The 19,364-nt window shown below is 39.9% G+C and carries 24 protein-coding genes, 6 tRNA genes and 1 pseudogene; 27 read left to right on the top strand and 4 right to left on the bottom strand.

The features are described 5' to 3' along the window. Positions 1–214 precede the first annotated feature (214 nt). The 4 genes from FOC45_RS11075 to FOC45_RS11060 form a co-directional block, all read right to left on the bottom strand. A complete protein-coding gene (locus FOC45_RS11075) occupies positions 215–379 on the bottom strand; it encodes a hypothetical protein (protein WP_009390176.1) in 165 nt (54 codons plus the stop codon). A gap of 70 nt (positions 380–449) precedes the next feature. Then, on the bottom strand, positions 450–1,187 hold the full coding sequence (locus FOC45_RS11070; RefSeq protein ID WP_009390178.1) for a hypothetical protein: 738 nt from the start codon (positions 1,185–1,187) through the stop codon (positions 450–452). A gap of 68 nt (positions 1,188–1,255) precedes the next feature. Further along, a complete protein-coding gene (locus tag FOC45_RS11065) occupies positions 1,256–2,551 on the bottom strand; it encodes an MFS transporter (RefSeq protein WP_009390179.1) in 1,296 nt (431 codons plus the stop codon). A gap of 144 nt (positions 2,552–2,695) precedes the next feature. Further along, a complete protein-coding gene (locus tag FOC45_RS11060) occupies positions 2,696–3,988 on the bottom strand; it encodes a phospholipase (RefSeq protein WP_009390183.1) in 1,293 nt (430 codons plus the stop codon). 399 nt (positions 3,989–4,387) lie between these two features. On the opposite strand from FOC45_RS11060, the gene FOC45_RS11055 reads away from it, so the two are divergent. The 27 genes and pseudogenes from FOC45_RS11055 (at position 4,388) to FOC45_RS10920 (ending at position 19,321) form a co-directional block, all read left to right on the top strand. Further along, positions 4,388–4,591, top strand: coding sequence for a hypothetical protein (locus FOC45_RS11055; RefSeq protein ID WP_009390185.1), 204 nt, complete (start codon positions 4,388–4,390; stop codon positions 4,589–4,591). Between the two features lie 22 nt (positions 4,592–4,613). After that, positions 4,614–5,453 carry a dTDP-4-dehydrorhamnose reductase gene (gene rfbD / locus FOC45_RS11050; protein ID WP_009390187.1) on the top strand — a complete coding sequence of 280 codons (840 nt, stop codon included), beginning with the start codon at positions 4,614–4,616 and terminating at the stop codon, positions 5,451–5,453. A 280-nt stretch (positions 5,454–5,733) separates the two neighbouring features. Then, complete coding sequence (locus FOC45_RS11040; protein WP_009390191.1) at positions 5,734–6,303, top strand: hypothetical protein; 570 nt, start codon at positions 5,734–5,736, stop codon at positions 6,301–6,303. A 113-nt stretch (positions 6,304–6,416) separates the two neighbouring features. Further along, a complete protein-coding gene (locus FOC45_RS11035) occupies positions 6,417–6,575 on the top strand; it encodes a DUF2004 domain-containing protein (protein ID WP_009390193.1) in 159 nt (52 codons plus the stop codon). Positions 6,576–6,791: 216 nt separating this feature from the next. Beyond that, positions 6,792–7,628, top strand: coding sequence for a hypothetical protein (locus FOC45_RS11030; protein WP_009390195.1), 837 nt, complete (start codon positions 6,792–6,794; stop codon positions 7,626–7,628). 62 nt (positions 7,629–7,690) lie between these two features. Beyond that, positions 7,691–7,938, top strand: a pseudogene (locus tag FOC45_RS11025) (hypothetical protein); the annotation flags it as partial. A gap of 50 nt (positions 7,939–7,988) precedes the next feature. After that, a complete protein-coding gene (locus FOC45_RS11020) occupies positions 7,989–8,555 on the top strand; it encodes a LemA family protein (RefSeq protein WP_009390202.1) in 567 nt (188 codons plus the stop codon). A 14-nt stretch (positions 8,556–8,569) separates the two neighbouring features. Continuing rightward, positions 8,570–9,490 carry a M48 family metallopeptidase gene (locus tag FOC45_RS11015; protein ID WP_009390203.1) on the top strand — a complete coding sequence of 307 codons (921 nt, stop codon included), beginning with the start codon at positions 8,570–8,572 and terminating at the stop codon, positions 9,488–9,490. A 147-nt stretch (positions 9,491–9,637) separates the two neighbouring features. Next, positions 9,638–9,711, top strand: a tRNA-Thr gene (locus FOC45_RS11010). 42 nt (positions 9,712–9,753) lie between these two features. Further along, positions 9,754–9,835: transfer RNA gene (locus FOC45_RS11005), tRNA-Tyr, on the top strand. A 30-nt stretch (positions 9,836–9,865) separates the two neighbouring features. After that, positions 9,866–9,938 (top strand) — tRNA-Gly (locus FOC45_RS11000). A gap of 12 nt (positions 9,939–9,950) precedes the next feature. Further along, positions 9,951–10,022, top strand: a tRNA-Thr gene (locus FOC45_RS10995). A gap of 64 nt (positions 10,023–10,086) precedes the next feature. Further along, positions 10,087–11,274, top strand: a complete 1,188-nt coding sequence (gene tuf / locus FOC45_RS10990) for an elongation factor Tu (RefSeq protein WP_009390204.1) — start codon at positions 10,087–10,089, stop codon at positions 11,272–11,274. A gap of 69 nt (positions 11,275–11,343) precedes the next feature. After that, positions 11,344–11,414: transfer RNA gene (locus tag FOC45_RS10985), tRNA-Trp, on the top strand. A gap of 108 nt (positions 11,415–11,522) precedes the next feature. After that, the gene (locus FOC45_RS10980) at positions 11,523–11,813 is read left to right on the top strand and encodes a hypothetical protein (RefSeq protein ID WP_009390206.1); all 291 of its coding nucleotides are present in this window, start codon (positions 11,523–11,525) and stop codon (positions 11,811–11,813) included. 25 nt (positions 11,814–11,838) lie between these two features. Further along, positions 11,839–12,282: a hypothetical protein gene (locus tag FOC45_RS10975; protein WP_009390207.1), complete on the top strand. Its 444-nt coding sequence runs from the start codon at positions 11,839–11,841 to the stop codon at positions 12,280–12,282. A 5-nt stretch (positions 12,283–12,287) separates the two neighbouring features. Continuing rightward, positions 12,288–12,482: a hypothetical protein gene (locus FOC45_RS10970; protein WP_034540169.1), complete on the top strand. Its 195-nt coding sequence runs from the start codon at positions 12,288–12,290 to the stop codon at positions 12,480–12,482. Positions 12,483–12,533: 51 nt separating this feature from the next. Then, positions 12,534–14,303, top strand: coding sequence for an aminopeptidase P family protein (locus FOC45_RS10965; RefSeq protein WP_009390209.1), 1,770 nt, complete (start codon positions 12,534–12,536; stop codon positions 14,301–14,303). A gap of 112 nt (positions 14,304–14,415) precedes the next feature. Continuing rightward, the gene (locus FOC45_RS10960; protein ID WP_009390210.1) at positions 14,416–14,898 is read left to right on the top strand and encodes an S-ribosylhomocysteine lyase; all 483 of its coding nucleotides are present in this window, start codon (positions 14,416–14,418) and stop codon (positions 14,896–14,898) included. 44 nt (positions 14,899–14,942) lie between these two features. Then, positions 14,943–16,061: an Mrp/NBP35 family ATP-binding protein gene (locus FOC45_RS10955; RefSeq protein ID WP_009390212.1), complete on the top strand. Its 1,119-nt coding sequence runs from the start codon at positions 14,943–14,945 to the stop codon at positions 16,059–16,061. 19 nt (positions 16,062–16,080) lie between these two features. Further along, on the top strand, positions 16,081–16,281 hold the full coding sequence (locus FOC45_RS10950) for a hypothetical protein (RefSeq protein ID WP_009390214.1): 201 nt from the start codon (positions 16,081–16,083) through the stop codon (positions 16,279–16,281). Further along, the gene (locus FOC45_RS10945; RefSeq protein WP_009390216.1) at positions 16,257–16,598 is read left to right on the top strand and encodes a hypothetical protein; all 342 of its coding nucleotides are present in this window, start codon (positions 16,257–16,259) and stop codon (positions 16,596–16,598) included. Before FOC45_RS10950 ends, FOC45_RS10945 begins: the two co-directional genes overlap by 25 nt. A 26-nt stretch (positions 16,599–16,624) precedes the next feature. Further along, a complete protein-coding gene (locus tag FOC45_RS10940) occupies positions 16,625–16,861 on the top strand; it encodes a NifU family protein (protein WP_009390218.1) in 237 nt (78 codons plus the stop codon). Between the two features lie 11 nt (positions 16,862–16,872). Then, the gene (locus tag FOC45_RS10935) at positions 16,873–17,352 is read left to right on the top strand and encodes a hypothetical protein (RefSeq protein ID WP_009390220.1); all 480 of its coding nucleotides are present in this window, start codon (positions 16,873–16,875) and stop codon (positions 17,350–17,352) included. Between the two features lie 23 nt (positions 17,353–17,375). Continuing rightward, a complete protein-coding gene (locus FOC45_RS10930) occupies positions 17,376–18,092 on the top strand; it encodes a pyridoxine 5'-phosphate synthase (protein ID WP_009390223.1) in 717 nt (238 codons plus the stop codon). Positions 18,093–18,120: 28 nt separating this feature from the next. After that, positions 18,121–19,146 carry a class 1 fructose-bisphosphatase gene (fbp, locus tag FOC45_RS10925; protein WP_009390225.1) on the top strand — a complete coding sequence of 342 codons (1,026 nt, stop codon included), beginning with the start codon at positions 18,121–18,123 and terminating at the stop codon, positions 19,144–19,146. A gap of 102 nt (positions 19,147–19,248) precedes the next feature. Then, positions 19,249–19,321: transfer RNA gene (locus FOC45_RS10920), tRNA-Phe, on the top strand. Positions 19,322–19,364 lie beyond the last annotated feature (43 nt).

Genomic DNA, 19,364 nt, shown 5'->3' with positions numbered 1-19,364 from the left:
TTCGGGCTCTTCTATATTTTATACTATTATTCTAATCAAGCGGATACGCCACGAAGCGTTACCTTGTGCAAAGGTAATACAGATGCGATATGTAACTTGATGTAGGTCATTTCTTCGTGTGTATTTATCAGGTTAAACAATGATTTGTTCGTAATTCGGCGGCAAAGGTACTACTATTTTCTCAATTAGCAAGAAAAAAAGAAGAATTATTTTTTTAAATAGTGTTGTTCCCTAAATAGTTAAACATAAATTTATAAGCTATATTTCTGTTGGCTTGTTCTGAAAGTTCTTTTATAAGCTTATCTTTTTCGGCATTGGTTAGTTTTTTTTTAGCTTCTTTTTTAGCGGGTTTAGCTGTTTTTGTAATTAATGTCTGCATAGTATTTTAGTTTTTATGGTTACAAAGGTAATAATAAAATCTGAACAAACAAAGCTTAACGATAAAAAACTCACACTTCAATACCCCTTTGCCCCTCTGCTACATAGCCTGTAGCCAAACGGTATTTAAACATAAATGCCGTGAGAAACGGATACAATTCACTGGGTATTGTTAGGGTAGTGCGCTGCGAGTGCTCTATGAGCACCGTTATATTGTTGTATTTGTCTTTTGAAATAGCACTGACGTTCGTAATGCTGGTTACCGGTACTTCAATGATATGCGTTAGCTTAAAGAAGTATAGCTTCTCTTGGCACAACACAAATGGCGGCAAGAGGTATAACAATCTCGATACCTGTTTCACCTTTTCCAAATAGGCAAAATCTTCTTCGCTCATTTCTGCCAAAAGCAGTTGTTGCGCTTGCGTAGTCCTGTTGATAGTGTAGTATAAATAATAGAAAATTATTAGCAAATAGGGGACAAATGTGGTAATAGACGTTACCAATATATAACCAAAAAGCAAGTAGGGTACGCTATCCATTTGGCGTATCACCTCAAAATCGACGCACAGCCCAATAAACAGAAAAGGGATTAACGAAAAGACAATCACTACAGTTGTAAATAGATACTTCAGAATTCTCTTCCGCTTAGTTAGGTATAGTTGTCGCGCCTCAGGTAGGGGAGAAGGAGGGCAATAGCTCTCTAAACGCTTTTCAAAATCGTTTTGATGGGTTTTCAAATACCATTTAAGAGCGTAAAATACGCCTGCTGCTACGGTGAGTTCTGCAATAAAATAGAAAATCTGCTCCATATGTTAAAAAAGAAAAAGACTACCCTAAAGAGCAGGGCAGCCTTTTTCACATTATAAACATTCTAAAATTAAGCTACATCAATATCGGTATTAACATTCTTGCTACCTACTAATGCGTAGAACAATAGGTAAGCTATCGCAAGTACGATTACCCAGTAACTTTGTATATAACCTACAGCATCGGCAGCCCATCCTTGTATAGCTGGTAGGATACCTCCACCACATACCATCACCATAAAGATACCCGAAGCAGCAGCCGTATATTTGCCCAAACCTTCAGTAGCAAGGTTAAAAATACCTCCCCACATTACCGAAGTACATAAGCCGCAAAGGATAAGGAACATAATGCTCATAGGCACTTGTGCTAAACCGAATGATATATCAGCTTTGAATACAGGCATATTTACCATTTGTGTTTCAGGTATGAAGATAGCCAAGAGTACAAACACTAATCCTAAGAGCGATACGAATGAAAGCATTCCTTTGCTTGAGAATTTAGCGCCTAATGAACCACCGGTAAGACGACCGATAAACATCAAAAACCAATAAGTACCTACTACCGAACCAGCGGTAGTGGTGTCAATGCCTAAACCGTTAGCTTCAGTGCTACCTGTCATAAATAGGTTGGCTATATTTGGTATACCTACTTCTATCCCTACGTATAAGAAAATAGCGATAGCTCCTAATACAAAGTGACGGAAAGATAGCGGACTGTGGCTATTCTTCACCCCATTGGCAACAGCAGCCGCTGCGTGAGGCTCTGGAATGTTCATCGAGAACAATACGATAAACGCTAAGGCAAAAATACCCATTGCTAAGAATAAGGCAGGGTTAGCGTTGGCTATAGAAGTCTCTGAACTGATAGTACCGATAAGGTAACCTACCAATACAGGCACAATAGTAGCCCCGATAGAGTTGATAGCCCCTCCGAACTGTAGCAATTGGTTACCGCGTTTGCCACCACCACCAAGGGTGTTAAGCATAGGGTTTACCACCACGTTTAGCATACACATAGAGAAACCAGAGATAAAAGCACCGGTTAGGTATACGGCAAAGCTACCTGCAGAGCCCGATAAGAAGGTAACACATACCCCTACGAAACCTACTGCAATAGCTGCTAAGGCAGTTTTCTTATAGCCAATGCGCTCTAACATTTTCCCAGCAGGGATACCCATAAAGGCATAGGCTATAAAGTTCGCTAAGTTCCCCAATTGCGATTCGAGGTTGCTAGCCATAAATTGGTTTTTAACAATTACCCCAAAAGGGTTTTGTAAGCCTGTTACGAATGAAATCATAAAGAATAGTGCGAACATCATCGCAATAGGCAATACGTAACTTTTGTTTTGTTGATCTTGGTGTTCCATTATTTTGATATTTTAGTTTTTATTTTCTTAGAAAAAGTAAATCGACAAATCGCCAAATTGACAAATCGCCAAATCGCCAAATCGAAAATTCGGGGGCAAAAATATATAAACCTTTCCTAAAAAACAACAAAAACGAAAACTTTTTTAAGGTTTATTTATGAAATCTTTTACTTTACCCTTGATTTTCACCGGCGTTTGCTTCCTATCTATTTCGTATGCAGCTATGCGCGAGGTGCGTACATATAGCTCATTGCCTCTTATTTCCGCCTCAATCTTGGCGGTTTTATGCTGATGTTTTAGCAGTGCATAGGGGTATCCTTGGTTAAAATTGCCTTTTAGCACTAGGGTCGCTCCCTCGCGTAGCACCGTCAGTTCGGTAGGGTCGCCTGCTTTCTTTTGGGCGGTGTAGAGCATCGGTGCCATTGGCGAGCTGATACTGTCACGCTCTAAGGCGAGGAGTATATCGCCCTCTTTGGCGCCCAAACGCTTGGCAGTAACGGTGTCATTCTTAAAACCTGCTATGCGCAAGCCCTTGCCTTTGTAAGTATAGTCGTATTTGATGCCCAAATCGGCTTTGTTGTTCTGTATGGTCACTTTGGGATAGAGAGTATGCCAAGGGGCGCGCTCTTGCTCGAGGGCGAGCGATTTGAGGCTTAGCCACCCTATCCGATTGATTTTGTTAATACTAGAGGTCTCCCATACTATATGGGTAAGGGGTTGGCGCGTGTGGTTTTTAATAAAATCGACTAATGCGGACTGTTCTTCGGGCAGGTAACCCAAAAAGTGGTCGCCTGTAGGGGTTTTGAAAGTAATATTAGGATTTTCTTTCCGTAGGAAGTCGATAGAAGGGGTGATTTGCTCAAGCGGATAGAGACTGTCGCCGCTGGTATTGAGTATATACAGCGGTTTTTGATTCATATTGCAGGGAAAAATCTCCTCTTCGCCCAACATACTGGCTACTTTTAGGCTGCCATTCATCGCGATAAAGCCGGCAAAAGGGTCGGGTTGCGTCATAGCGAAGTAATACACCCCCGAACCGCCATCAGAGAAGCCCGACAGGAAGATTTTATCAGGGTCGATAGGGTACTGTTGTTTTACGGCAGTGATTTCGTCCATTACCATTTGTTGCCCTACGGCATCGAACCAAGTAGCGCCTTTTTGTCCGAAGCAGAAAAGCAGATAACAATCAGCAGCCTCGGCTAAGGCTACCAAGGGCGATTTGCGCACATAGCCTTCGGGGTTAGCATTGACCTGAGGCGAGGCTACGGCTCCGTGCAAGAATACCAATAAAGGTTTAGTTTTAGGGTTGGGTTTTGTAGGAGTATAAACCACATAGGGGCGCGATTGCCCATCAGCGCAAAGCTGTTGAGAAGTTTTAATCTCTTGTGCTTGCAGGGCAGTAACGCAAGCAAGCAAGAGCATCATACATTTGTTCATAGTTTGTTAGCTAATTTTGATTATTTCTAATTATCGATTATTTTGCCGCAAAGATATAAAATTATTTTTATCTATTAGCATACAAATACTACATTTGCCTCCCAGCCTTCTCAGCCCTCCCAGCCTTCTCATATTAAAAAAAATCACACACTATAGGAACAATACAGGATGAGCGAAGGATGAGCGAACAAAAAACGAAAAATCATCAAATTAACAACCCCTGTTGATAACTTGTTAATATGCTGTTAATTTTTATTGATAACTATTGATTGCTATTTCAAAATTTATTTGTACCTTTGCCACCGGAAAATGAGACAATTAGATAGTTTACCAATCGGCAAATCGACTAATCGGCAAATCGACTAAATTATATAGTAATCATTTAATAAGTTAAGTATTATGGAAGAATTTGTAAAAGTAGTAGAGCAAATCCTTTATATGGAGAATTTCAATATCGAAATAACTCCTGATTTAAAGCAAAAATTTGCGCAAATGTATGGCACCTTTGCTGCTGGTGTACCTGAAAAATACAAAGGCGATGTAGCGCGTTTGGCTAACAAGTATGCTGCTGTAGGCGCTAACGCTTTTAGTTTTAGTTATTAATCCGTTAGCCCCCCTATTACTGATGCACGTATTAGTAACAGGAGCTAACGGTCAGTTAGGCTCCGAAATAAAAGCTAACGCCGACCGCAAAGCACGCTATTTTTTCACCGATGCAGACGTTCTCGATATTACCCAAATAGACGAGATACGCTCTTTTGTACACCAAAATCACATCGGACTGATAGTGAATTGCGCCGCTTACACCAATGTAGACAAAGCTGAAGACGATACGGCTGTGGCTGAAAGCATCAACCACACGGCTGTAGCCCATCTGGCGACCGTATGCGCTGAGGTTTCTATTCCTCTTATTCATATCTCCACCGACTATGTGTTCGGAGGCAATGGCAATACGCCCTATACCGAAGCCGATAACACTTGTCCGTTGGGGGTATATGGTCGTACCAAATTAGCAGGAGAGCAGGCTATACAGCAGGCTGGTATTGAGCATCTTATCATACGTACTGCGTGGTTGTACTCGCTGCAGTTCGGTCATAATTTTGTAAAAACCATACAGCGACTCAGCCGCGAGCGCAACGAGCTAAAGGTCGTATTCGACCAAGTAGGCTCGCCCACCAATGCTGCCGACTTAGCCGCTTTTGTGGTGTATGTTATCGAAAACGCCTTGTATAAAGGCAAGCGCGAGGTGTATCATTTTTCTAACGAAGGGGTCTGCTCTTGGTATGATTTCGCTACCGAAATTGTAGCCCAAGCAGGCAATGCTTGCAAGGTACTGCCTTGTCGCTCAAGTGAATTCCCCAGCAAAGTAACGCGTCCTCCTTATTCAGTCCTCGACAAAGCCAAGCTCAAAACCGACTTTGCCTATGAGGTAAGACACTGGAGAGAGGCACTCATTAATTCTTAATTATGAATACAACTGTCCTTAAAGTAGATAATAATAGTGAGTTTGCGCAATCTTTTTTAGAGTTTGTGCAGACTTTGCCGTATGTAAAAATAGAGTTGCCTAAAGTTGCTAAACGCACAAAAAAAGAGGCAGAGGAACCCTGTTGTTGGTTTTGATATTGTAGAGCTAATGGATTCGCCAATGGCAAAACCTACCGCATTTTTAGCAGCAAAATTATACTATAAAATGTTGGCTTACTATCATTTAGCTGAAAAACAAACCTTTATAAAATCTAATTAATATGAAAAAATTACTTTTAATTGTCATGGTGGCAGCTCACTTTGTGGCTTTTGGACAAAATAAGAAAAAATCTATTCCTCCACCACCTGAAAAAATTACCAAACAAAAAGTGCAAAAATCTCCTTACCGAAGGATTTTTGAAGATAATATGATGCTTGCTTTTCAATGGAAAATGGAAGTAAAGGATTCTATTATTATCGCTAATGAAGACAGGATGATTTATAAAATCTATCTTGAATTTCAGTCGGATAAAGAATTAAGACCTTATAAAAAGCAACCTGATATTTCTGCTCTGAAAGTAATTTACTCTGTAGAAAAAGGAACTAAATTGGATAAAAACCTTACCCCTCGTACACATTATTTTGATTTAGTGGATTATCCATGGATTTCTGAATCCGTTAAAATTGTTGGCGATAATGTAGAACTAACAAATGATGAAACGAAAGAAAAGCAAATTTTTAAGATTTTTTTAGATAAGGACAAGAAAAATATCATTAAGCTCCAAGATTCGAAAACAAAGAAGGAGTTCTTCCCAACGGAGGATTTTTATTCTCCAACTATTAGTATATAGGTTTTTTTCAGAAAAAGAATGAGTAATAAAAAAAGTATTTGTATTATTCAGTTTAGTGATAGGGCTTTCTGTAAAGGCTCAAATCACGGTGAGAGGTGTGGTTTCGATGAGAAATGAAGGTAGAAACTATTGAACTGTGGTATACCATTTGTGAAAGATCAATAGGCGAGGTAATTGTCAACTATATGATACGCCCAGAGGAAACTGATGAAATCCTTGCTGTGAAGTATCACCTAAATGGGGAAATCCTTGCTATTGACTGGGAAAGTTAATTTATAGAGTAAAAGTTTTACAAAGTAAATAATAGGATTGAGGTGTCTAAATAATTTCATATATTTGCACTCTGAAAATACTTTGACGCCTCAATTAAATTTTTTGATCATTAAGCTAATGGAATAAAAATAATAACACAAAGGTAAATTCTATTTTATATTGCATAAATATCTTAAAAAAACCTTACCTTTGCAAAACAAAATATAAGCCAACATATGAAATTATTACTTATTAGTTTATTTTTAATAGGGACAGTGAGTTCTTGTGAAAATGTTGTTAATAATAACACTGAAAAAGATCCACAAAATGAATTATTAAGTATCGAATCTGATACCATATCTGATACCATATCTAATGCACAAGAACATTGTGATTTTGAAGATTTTATTAAGGAAGAGATTGGCTATTTAAATGGCGGTTTTAATAGCAAAGGAAGACTTGATTTAGGGAACATTAATATAAGTTCAATGCTCTCTAAACCATCTTTTCCTTATATTGAGGTTATTCCTTATATTGGGTTTATTGATATAAAGATTAAAAGAAGATTAGAGATTAATTTTCTAAAAATAGAAAAATCAACAACAAATGATAGTCTTTATATAGCAAAAGGGAAAACAAAAGTTGGTAAAAATGTAAGATTGTTTGAAGGAGATATAAAAATCAAACATATATATTTTTTTGCAGAGCATTCTAAAGGTTTAGAGGATGATATGGTGGGGAAAATAAAATCACAAGGAATTATCATTGCAGATTATCATTTTAGAGAAGATAAAAAATTATCAGCTACGGGTATCTTTGAAGGAAAGGTTTTATTAAGATGGTATATTAACAATAAAGGAGTGTTTTTATTTGATGATATTGAAGAATATTCAGATGACTATAGAAACAACCAATTTGTAGGGACTTGGACAAGTTATAAGACAGGAGTTAAAAAAGTAGCTAATTGGGGCATTTGTCGAATTCCTTGCTCAGGAGACTTAGATATAGGTGCAGCTGAATTTTCTCCTGCTCCTGAATATAAAAAATATGGCTGGGAAGACTATAAACCTTAAATAAAAAACCCTTACCTTTGCAAAACAAATAAACAAGATAGAACAATGAACAATCTACTCATGAATCGCACAAAATGAATGATAGAGTGCAGGTTGATGAATTTACCATAGGAGGAAAAGAGGAAGGAAAACAAGGTAGAAGCTATGAGATATATATTCTTGGGTATCAGAATTTAACATAGACTGCTATTTAGCGGAATACAGTTTTAGAATTAATCGCTCACAAAATAAAGACACTATCTTTAACAAATTAATGAAAAGAATTGTAGAACGTTCTCCCGTTTCCCAAACTCAATTAGTATGTAGCTAAATAGACACCTCAATAAATATTTTAAAATTTATAAAAAAAAACATAAAAATATGACAGCACTTATTATTGTTATCGCTCTTATAGTAATAGTGGTAGTTTGGTACATCAGCACCAACAACCGCTTAGTGGCTTTAGCTAATAACAGAGAAAACGCTTTTGCTGATATAGACGTGCAGCTAAAGCAACGCTACGACCTTATCCCTCAGTTGGTTGCTGCCGTAAAAGGATATATGGACCACGAAGCAGAGGTACTTACCCGCGTGACCCAAGCGCGCAGCCGTGCTATTAGTGCGACTGACATCAATAGCAAAATAGCTGCTGAAAAAGAACTATCATCGGCTATGGGGGCTTTCAACATACAAGTAGAAGCCTATCCCGACCTGAAAGCTAACACCAACTTTATGCACTTGCAGCAAGAGATAGCCGACATCGAAAACAAATTGGCTTCTGTACGCCGTTATTTCAATTCTACTACCAAAGAACTCAACACCGCTATTCAGTCAATACCTACTAATATAGTAGCAGGTTTCAAACAGATGACCGTTCAGCCTTTCTTTGATTTAGGCACCGAACAGCGTCAGCAGCTCGATAAAGCACCAGAAATTTCGTTCAAATAAATAGCGAAGCCTTTATGAAGTATCGTGGCATTCGACAGCAAATTGCTCTTAACAATACAAAGTCAATCTTGTATTTGTTAGCTTTCCCTCTACTATTGTTAGCGGGCACCTATATAGTGCTGTGGTTTATCACTCTAAAAGACTTCGAACGGGCAAATGCCGAATTTATTTCGGTAGCCCCTCTTGTTGTGGTGGGAGTAGCGATATGGTTTGTTATTTCGTATTTTTTCAATACGCAAATGATACAAGCCGCTACCCACTCTCAGCCCTTACAGCGGCGCGACAATATGCGGGTGTACAACCTTACCGAAAACTTGTGTATGAGCGTCGGGATGACGATGCCTAAGCTCTACATTATCGAAACAGACGCACTCAACGCCTTTGCTTCGGGTATCAATCAGCAAACGTATGCCGTTACCCTTACCAGAGGTATTATCAACCGACTTACTGATGAAGAGCTCGAAGGGGTGATAGCCCACGAGCTTACCCATATTCGCAACCGCGATGTGCGCTTGCTTATCGTTACTATTGTGTTTGTGGGTATCTTTGCCGCTATTGCCGATATAGCTTTCCGCAGTGTTATCAACTCCTCATTTTCTTCGTCGAGAAGAAAAGACGACAAAGGAGGCGGCGCCCTTATAATGGTGGTAGTAATTATTGTGGCAGCTGTTGTTTATTTCCTGTCGATACTCTTCAAGTTGGCACTTTCGCGCAGCAGGGAGTATATGGCCGATGCAGGAGCTGTAGAGATGACCCATAATTCATTGGCACTGGCCAGTGCCCTACGGAAGATTTCAGGGCACTCTACCCTTGAGGAGGTACAGAATGATGAGGTAAAAGAGCTCTTTATTGATTATAAAGCTGAGGGTTTCTTTGCCCTCTTTGCTACCCACCCGCCTATAGAAAAGCGCATAGCAGTGCTTGAACAGTATTAAGAATTAGCAGTTAGGGTGTAGGTGATAGGTATTGATAATCAATAGATTGTAAATAAATAGAAAAAAAATAATAAAAAAAACTACTAAAAATTTTGGTAGTTAAAAAAAAGGTTATACTTTTGCACTCTGTAACAAAGGTACTATACCGCCGGCATAGCTCAGTTGGCCAGAGCACGTGATTTGTAATCTCGGGGTCGTGGGTTCGAATCCCTCTGCCGGCTCAAGAAAAGTTCATTATTTAATAGGTTTAAAATGTTAATTGAGGGGAGATACTCAAGCGGCCAACGAGGGCAGACTGTAAATCTGCTGGTTATACCTTCACAGGTTCGAATCCTGTTCTCCCCACTAAAATGTACATAATATTTATATTTTTTTGCGGGAGTAGCTCAGTTGGTAGAGCGTCAGCCTTCCAAGCTGAATGTCGCGAGTTCGAACCTCGTCTCCCGCTCTTTTTTGGTATGCTGATGTAGCTCAGGGGTAGAGCACTTCCTTGGTAAGGAAGAGGTCACGAGTTCAAATCTCGTCATCAGCTCATTTTACCTTTGTACACACATCAAACACTCATTTATATAACTAAGATTTAAAATTTATTTAAAATGGCAAAAGAAACATTTGATCGTTCAAAACCCCACTTGAATATTGGTACTATTGGACACGTGGATCACGGTAAAACAACTTTAACAGCTGCTATTACCAAAGTTTTAGCTGATGCTGGTCTTTCAGAAGTTCGTAGCTTCGATTCAATCGATAACGCTCCAGAAGAAAAAGAACGTGGTATTACCATCAATACTTCACACGTAGAGTACCAAACTGCTACTCGTCACTACGCACACGTAGACTGTCCTGGCCACGCCGACTATGTAAAGAATATGATTACTGGTGCTGCGCAAATGGACGGTGCAATCCTTGTGGTTGCTGCAACTGACGGGCCTATGCCTCAAACTCGTGAGCACATCCTTCTAGGTCGCCAAGTAGGTATTCCTCGTATCGTTGTGTTTATGAACAAAGTGGATATGGTGGATGACCCAGAGCTTTTAGAGCTTGTAGAACTTGAAATGCGCGAACTATTGAGCTCATATCAATATGACGGAGATAACACTCCTATCATCCAAGGTTCAGCTCTTGGTGCTCTTAACGGCGAAAAGAAATGGGTTGATACCGTTCTTGCCCTTATGGACGCTGTAGATAAATGGATCGAACTTCCAACTCGTGACGTAGATAAACCATTCTTGATGCCTATCGAAGACGTCTTCACTATTACTGGTCGTGGTACCGTTGCTACTGGTCGTATCGAAACTGGTGTAGCTAAAACAGGTGAAGCTGTTGAAATCATCGGTATGGGCGCTGATAAATTAACCTCTACTATTACTGGGGTTGAAATGTTCCGCAAAATCCTTGACCGTGGTGAAGCTGGTGACAACGTAGGTCTACTACTTCGCGGTATTGACAAAAAAGATATCAAACGTGGTATGGTAATCTGCAAACCAGGATCTGTTACTCCACACGCTAAATTCAAAGCTGAGGTGTATATCCTTTCTAAAGAAGAAGGTGGACGTCACACTCCATTCCACAACAACTATCGTCCTCAATTCTACGTACGTACAACTGACGTAACAGGTACTATCCACCTACAACCAGGTGTAGAAATGGTTATGCCAGGTGATAACGTAACTATCGAAGTAGAATTGTTACAACCAATTGCATTGAACGTAGGTCTTCGTTTCGCTATCCGCGAAGGTGGTCGTACCGTAGGTGCTGGTCAGGTAACTGAAATTCTTGACTAATTAAGTTAATAAATAGATTAAACATTAAAAAGTTTTGAGAGGCTTCTCTCTCAAAACTTTTTTAAAAATACGGGTGTAGTTCAAGGGTAGAATAGCGGTCTCCAAAACCGTTGATGGGGGTTCGAATCCCTCCACCCGTGCTAAAAACTTTGCTAAGGAAATTCTTTAGCAAAGTTTTTTTTTGCTTTTTAGAAAAATATATTGTAACTTTGCGGGGCAATTTGATAAATATAAAATTTTGAATTGAAATGGACATTGCCAACTTTACTCAAATAACAGAACGTATTCCGCAGGAGCAGCGAGATGCCTTATTGCGGATTATAGAAATAAAAATGAATGACGATATGAAAGATTTAATATTTGCAATAGAAAAATCAACTGAGGCAAACAAAATGATGACGCAGCAGTTGAAAGAAGCCTACGAGCTACAGTTTCAAACCCTTAGAACCGAAATCAAAACTATCTATTGGGTATTAGGGATTGTAGGCTCAGTATTAGCAATAGCCGTTACGATTGCCCTAGCGGTGTTTGCTAAATAATGATGAATTAAGATTAACATAACCAATGAACTTACCTAAATATGATATAAGAACCGGTGAAACCGTATTTATATATGAGTTTACAAGTGTGGGAACTAAAGGAAGTATTCAGAAAATGATAGACTTTCAGTATACTAATCTGAAAGATTTTTATAATTTGGCTTTTGGTGATAAAGACCCTATCACAGGTGAAATAGATGATAAAGTAGTTTCTAATAATGGTGATATGGAGAAAGTACTTGCTACTATTGTCGCCGCAGTTTATTCTTTTACTGACCGCTTTCCTGAGGCGTGGATATATGCTGAAGGAAGTACTCCTGCAAGAACAAGACTATACAGAATAAATATTGTTAAATATTTGTCAGCTATTAATGAAGATTTTGACCTGAGATGTTTATTAAATGGAGAGTGGGAAGAATTTAATCCTTCTGTCGATTATCAAGGGTTTGTAGTAAAACGTAAAAAATAATGATTATGAGTGTAGAAAAAAAACAGATAAAAGAGAATCCAGAGCAACCTAAAAAACCTAAAGTAATAAAGGTAACACCTCATTATGTGCTTTTAGAACCAGACCCTTTATTAGATCAATATGCAGGCAAGGTACTTTTCCCTGAAAAATTGGCTCGAGCTAATGAAGTGCTAAGAACGGCTGGATTGCCTAAATTTTAGTATTAACTACAGTGGTTACTAAATAACGATGAATTTACAAAACTATAAACGATGAATACAGTTGAAAAATTAGCCCTCTTGCGCTCTAAAATGCAAGAAAACAATATCGGTGCTTTCGTAGTGTATAGCGCCGACCCTCACCTTAGTGAGTATTTGCCTAAAGAATGGCTCGAACGCGCTTGGCTATCAGGATTTACTGGCTCTGCGGGCTTCGTAGTGATTACTGACGACAAGGCAGGATTATGGACAGACTCGCGCTACTTCGTGCAGTCGGCTATAGAGCTAAAAGGCTCAGGTATCGACCTTTTTAAAGATGGGGTAGAAGGGACGCCCGACTATGCTGATTGGTTAGTGTCAGTACTCCCTCAAGGAGCAACCGTAGCGGTTAATGCCTTGGCAACTTCGCACGTAGCGTGGGAAAAGCTACAAGCTACCCTAAATGCTAACGGACTCAAATTGGTACACAAGCCACTGCTCGATACTATTTGGACAAACCGCGAAAAAGACCCTTTACACCACATTTTTGTGCACCCCGATAAGTGGGCTGGACAAACGGTAGCCGATAAGCTTAAAGCTATCAGAGAGGCTATGGCGGCAAAACGCACACAATTACACCTTATTACCGCTCTCGACGATGTGGCTTGGACACTCAACCTACGCGGTAGCGATGTGGCTTATAATCCTGTGTTTTTGGGCTATATAGCGCTAACTGATAAAGAGGCGACCCTTTTCGTAGATAAGGCAAAGCTAACCCCAGAGGTAGAAGCGCATTTGGCTAAAGCGCAAGTGGCCATCTGCGACTACGACGCATTTTACGACTATCTTTCTACCGTAAAAGGTCAGAATATACTTTTGGCAGCTAATACCAATCAAGCTATTTTTGAAGCATTGCAGAAAGACAACCACATAGTACAAGCACCAGCACCTGGCAATCTGATGAAAGCGGTGAAAAATGAGACCGAATTAGCAGGTTTCCGCACTGTGATGGAGCGCGATGGGGTAGCAATGGTAAACTTCCTTTATTGGCTTACTCACCAAGTAGGTAAAGAGCCAATGACGGAGTATAGCATCGGCAAGAAACTTCGCGAGTTCCGTGCTGCTGGCGCTAACTTTGTAGGCGAAAGTTTCGGCAGTATCATCGGTTATCAGGGCAATGGGGCTATAGTGCACTATTCGGCTCCAGAGCACGGCAGCAAAGAGGTACACGCTGAGGGCAGTATATTGGTAGACTCTGGCGGACAGTATTTAGAGGGTACTACCGACATCACCCGTACCATTCCGTTAGGAAAAGTATCACAACAGTTTATTGACGACAGTACTTTGGTGCTCAAAGGAATGATTCAGTTGGCTATGGTACAATTCCCTAAAGGGACCAGAGGGGTGCAGTTAGATGCCTACGCACGTATGGCGCTTTGGAAAAACCACAAAGACTACGGACACGGCACAGGGCACGGAGTAGGTAGCTTTATGAACGTACACGAAGGGCCTCAGAATATCCGCAAAGACCTAAATCCACAGGTGCTCCTCAAAGGAATGGTATGTTCTGACGAACCTGGTTTCTATTTAGAAAATCAATACGGTATACGACACGAAAACTTGGTAGCTGTACGCGAGGTAATAACCAATGAGTTTGGTACTTTCTACGATTTTGAAACCCTCACCCTTTGTCCGTTTATGCCATCGGGTATCAACGTATCGCTTCTAACCGATGTAGAGAGACAGTGGCTAAACGCTTATCACAAAACTTGTGAAGAGAAGTTAGCTAAGCACCTACAAGGCGAGGTAAAACAATGGTTTTTAGAGTTGGTAAAACCGTTGTAATAACAATAAATTAGCAAATTAGCAAATGGGTGAATTAGCAGATAGGCTAATTTTTCAAATTTGTTAATTTGCTAATTATTTTATATCTTTGCAAAAATATCATTTATTACTAATGGAAAGAATAGCCAGTTTTTGTATAGACCACTTGAAACTTAATAGGGGTATATACGTATCGCGTAAAGATCACGTAGGTAATGAAACGCTTACCTCTTTTGATATCCGTATGAAACTTCCGTACCGCGAACCCGTACTTGGGAGTGCTGAAATACACACTATTGAACACCTTGCCGCTACTTGGTTGCGCAATAACCCAGAGTGGAAAGACAAGATTATCTATTGGGGGCCTATGGGTTGTATGACGGGTAATTACCTGATTATTGCCGGCGACTATAGTGCTGAAGATATCGCCCCTCTTATTACACAGCTCTTTGAGTACATCGCCGATTTTGAAGGCGAAATACCAGGGGCTTCAGCCTTAGAGTGTGGTAACTTTTATAACAACAACCTGCCAATAGCCAAGTATGAGGCTAAAAAATATTTAGAAGAAACGCTCTATAAACTAACCGCAGAAAACCTGCATTATCCAGAGAATTAGCAAATAGGCTAATTTACGAATTTATAAATTAAAAAATTAACATAGTGAATATTAATAAAAAAGATATATTAGAAGCCCTTAGGAAAATAACTACCCCAGGTGAAGGGGCAAATATGGTAGATAGTGGGGCAGTACAAAACATAGTAGTTTTTGGCGATGAGGTGGTAGTAGATGTGGTTATCAACAACCCCAGTATGCAAGCCAAAAAACGCACCGAAGTAGAAATTATGAAAGCCATACACGGCGAGGTGCACGAAAAAGCAAAGGTGGTGGTAAATGTAAAAGTAGTCGTACCCGAAACACCTGAAATAAAAGGCAAACCTATACCAGGTATTCAGAATGTGATAGCGGTAGCCTCAGGCAAAGGAGGCGTAGGTAAGAGCACCGTAACGGCCAACCTCGCAGCCTCATTAGCTAAAATGGGCTTTAAAGTAGGGATACTCGATGCCGATGTTTATGGTCCTTCTATCCCTATTATGTTTGATGTAGCAGGCGAGCGCCCTCAATCGGTAGTAATCGAAGGGAAATCGTTTATACAGCCTATCGAAAACTACGGAGTGAAGATACTCTCCATAGGCTTCTTTACCAATGCCAATCAGGCAGTGATATGGCGAGGAGCGATGGCATCAAAAGCCCTCAATCAAATGATATTCGAGTCGCATTGGGGCGAGTTAGATTTCCTCCTCATCGACCTACCTCCTGGTACAGGCGATATTCACTTAAGCATTATGCAAGCACTGCCTGTTACGGGCGCTGTAATAGTAAGTACCCCTCAGAAGATAGCTCTTGCTGATGCGAGACGCGGGGTAGCGATGTTTCAACAAGAAAACATCAATGTGCCGGTACTTGGTATCGTAGAGAATATGGCGTACTTCACCCCTGAAGAACTGCCAGATAATAAATACTATATTTTTGGCAAAGAGGGCGCTAAGAACCTCGCTACTGACCTAAATGTGCCATTGTTAGCAGAAATACCTTTGGTACAAGGTATCAGAGAGTCAGGCGACACAGGCAGACCTATAGTGCTACAAGAAGGCACTATACAAGCAAAAGCCTTTCAGCAATTAGCACAAGAGGTAGTAAAACAAGTGGTAGCGCGCAATGAAAATCTACCCCCCTCTGAAGCTATCAGGATTACCAATACAGCAGGCTGTAGTAATTAACAATTAATAATTCACAATTATGGACACACTGATTGTTGAATCACAAAAGAAAGCTATTTCTCCCATTTTAGGTGCTACTGAAAAAATATCAAAAGGAGCACTAAAAGCTATAAAAGAAGGCTTAGTAGAAGAAAAAGAAGGTATTTTTATACCTCACGATGAAGTGATGAGAGAAGCCAAGAGAATTATAAACCAATGGGAACAAAAGATGCTGAATTAAGAATTGTATGGGTACCTAGAGCACGAATGCAATTCTTAGATGTTTTGTTGTTTTGGATGGAAAAGACTTTTTCAAGGTCTTATAGTGATAAAATAGAAGCAGAAGTTGAAAAGATTTCTAACCTTCTTAAACAAACTCCAAGAATAGGAAAAAGAGTATATGATTTTGAAATAGTTGACGAGGAATTAAGAAGAGTAATAGTGCTTCATAATTTTTCTATTTATTACAAAATTATAGAGAGTAGGGGAGAAATTCGTTTTATTGCTTTCTGGGACAACAGAAATGATCCTGAAGAATTGGATTTAACTGAGTACTAAATCGTAATAACTAATAAAAAACATCAATGACCTCAGAAGAATTAAGAGAAGAAGTAAAAAACGCCCTTGACAAAATACGTCCGTATCTGCAAAATGACGGAGGTGACATTACGTTAGTAGATATAGAAGATGACAAAATAGTGAAAGTGCGCTTAGAGGGTACTTGCACCAATTGTGCCGTAAACCAAATGACCCTAAAGAGTGGGGTAGAAATGACTATAAAAGAATTTGTACCCCAAATAGAACAAGTAATTAGTATTTAGATAAGGTAGTAATGAGTGTGAATAAGATATCAAAAAAAGAATACTGGAAGCGAAAATGGCTAAGTAAATACCGCTTAGTAGTAATGGACGATAGTACTTTTGAAGAAAAAACATCGTTTAAACTTAGTAGAATGAACATTTTTGTGTTCGGTTCGCTTTTTGCCTTTATACTCATCACTCTTACTACTGTATTTATCATTTATTCGCCTTTGAGGCAGTATATTTTGGGCTATACGGCAGTAGAAAACAAAAGAGAAACATTAGGACTGCTTTTTAAAGTAGATTCGTTACAGCAAGAGATAGAGAATAATGAGAAGTATTTGGCATCGATAAAAAAAGTGCTTGTAGGGAATATCAAGCCCCAACACGATAAAGATACGGTTAGCTTTAATATCTCTAATCCTCAGAACGACCCTAAAGCCTATAGGGTAACCCCTAATGCTCAAGACTCTATACTCAGAGCCGAAGTAGCCGAAGAAGAGAAAAAATAGTACTCGTAAAACAGACTTTTACAATGACGAAACTAAGTGTAAATATCAATAAAATAGCTACATTGCGCAATGCACGTGGCGGCAATATGCCCGACCTTTTGCAGGTAGCTAAAGATGCGCAACAATTTGGAGCAGAGGGTATCACCATTCACCCACGTCCTGATGAGCGACATATACGCTACCAAGATGCGTTCGACCTGCTGAAGGTGGTAACCACTGAGTATAATATAGAGGGAAATCCTATCCCTAAATTTGTAGACCTTGTGCTGCAAGTAAAACCTACCCAAGTGACGCTTGTGCCCGATGCCGAAGATGCTATCACCTCTAATGCTGGCTGGGATACTGTTAAACACAAGGATTTTTTAACAGAAGTAGTGGCAGAGTTTAAGCGCAATGGCATTCGTACCTCACTATTCGTAGACCCTGTAGAGGCGATGGTTACAGCGGCGGCGGCTACAGGGGCTGACCGCGTAGAGCTTTACACCGAAGGGTATGCCCGCGAATATGCCTTAGGCAATAAGGGTGCTATTGCTCCGTATGTAAGAGCAGCCCAAGAGGCTGAAAAAGTAGGCTTAGGGCTCAATGCAGGGCACGACTTAAGCCTTGATAATGTGCAGTACTTCAGAAGGCAAATACCTAACCTTTTAGAGGTATCGATAGGGCACGCTCTTATCTGTGAGGCACTTTATTTAGGGTTAGAGAATGTGATACAACTCTACCTGAATAAATTGGCTAATTAGCAATAAACATAAATTAAATAATAACAAAATGAAAACACACCAAACTTTAGGAGAGTTCATCATTCAGCATCAGAAGGACTTTCAACATTCTACTGGAGAATTTTCTCGGCTATTGAGTGCTATAAAATTAGCCTCGAAATTAGTAAATCGAGAGGTGAACAAAGCAGGACTTGTAGAGGATATTCTCGGCGATATGGGACAAGAAAATGTGCAGGGCGAGGTGCAAAAGAAGTTAGACGTTTTTGCTAACGACCTTTTTATCCGTGCACTCACTCAGCGCGATGTGGTATGTGGTATTGCTTCCGAAGAAAACGAATTTTTCATACCCATCAACGCTTCCGAAAATAGCCCTAACAGCAAATATGTAGTGCTTATCGACCCGTTAGACGGCTCGAGCAATGCAGATGTAAACGTAACGGTAGGTACTATTTTTTCTATCTACAAACGCGTAACTCCTGTAGGTACGCCAGTGCAGTTAGAAGACTTCTTGCAGCCGGGTAACAAGCAAGTAGCGGCAGGTTATGTGGTATATGGGCTTTCTACTATGTTAGTCTACACCACGGGGCACGGGGTAAATGGCTTTACTCTCGACCCTTCTATCGGTACTTACTACCTATCGCACCCCGATATGAAGTATCCTAAAGACGGCAATATCTACTCAATAAATGAGGGGAATTATGTACACTTCCCACAAGGGGTGAAAGACTATCTAAAATACTGTCAGGCATTAGAAGAGGATCGCCCTTATACTTCGCGTTATATAGGTTCTTTGGTGTCAGATTTTCACCGTAATATGCTGAAAGGAGGTATTTATATTTACCCATCAGGTACGCGTACCCCCCAAGGTAAATTGCGTCTGCTGTACGAGTGTAATCCTATGGCTTTCTTGACTGAACAAGCGGGAGGAAAAGCCTCTGATGGCTACCAACGCATAATGGATATTGAACCAAAGAAGCTACATCAGCGTGTGCCTTTCTTCTGTGGATCAGAAAATATGGTGAAAAAAGCAGAAGAATTTATGGCGAAGTACCCAAATGATAAGCCTGAATATTAAGTAGTTATAAAAAGGTAGATAAAAAACTTGCAAAATATTCGCGAAATATTTTGCAAGTTTCAAAAAAAGTATTACTTTTGCACCCGTAAAAATGAAACAACTGGTACCTTAGCTCAGTTGGTAGAGCAAAGGACTGAAAATCCTTGTGTCCCTGGTTCGATTCCTGGAGGTACCACGAGATCTTCTTCATAGAGGAAATTTTTCATATTTTTAAGGAT

It is taken from the genome of Capnocytophaga sp. FDAARGOS_737 (genome assembly GCF_009730375.1).
GTDB classification, from domain to species: Bacteria; Bacteroidota; Bacteroidia; order Flavobacteriales; family Flavobacteriaceae; genus Capnocytophaga; species Capnocytophaga leadbetteri.
This window is presented reverse-complemented; position numbering and strand designations above follow the sequence as displayed.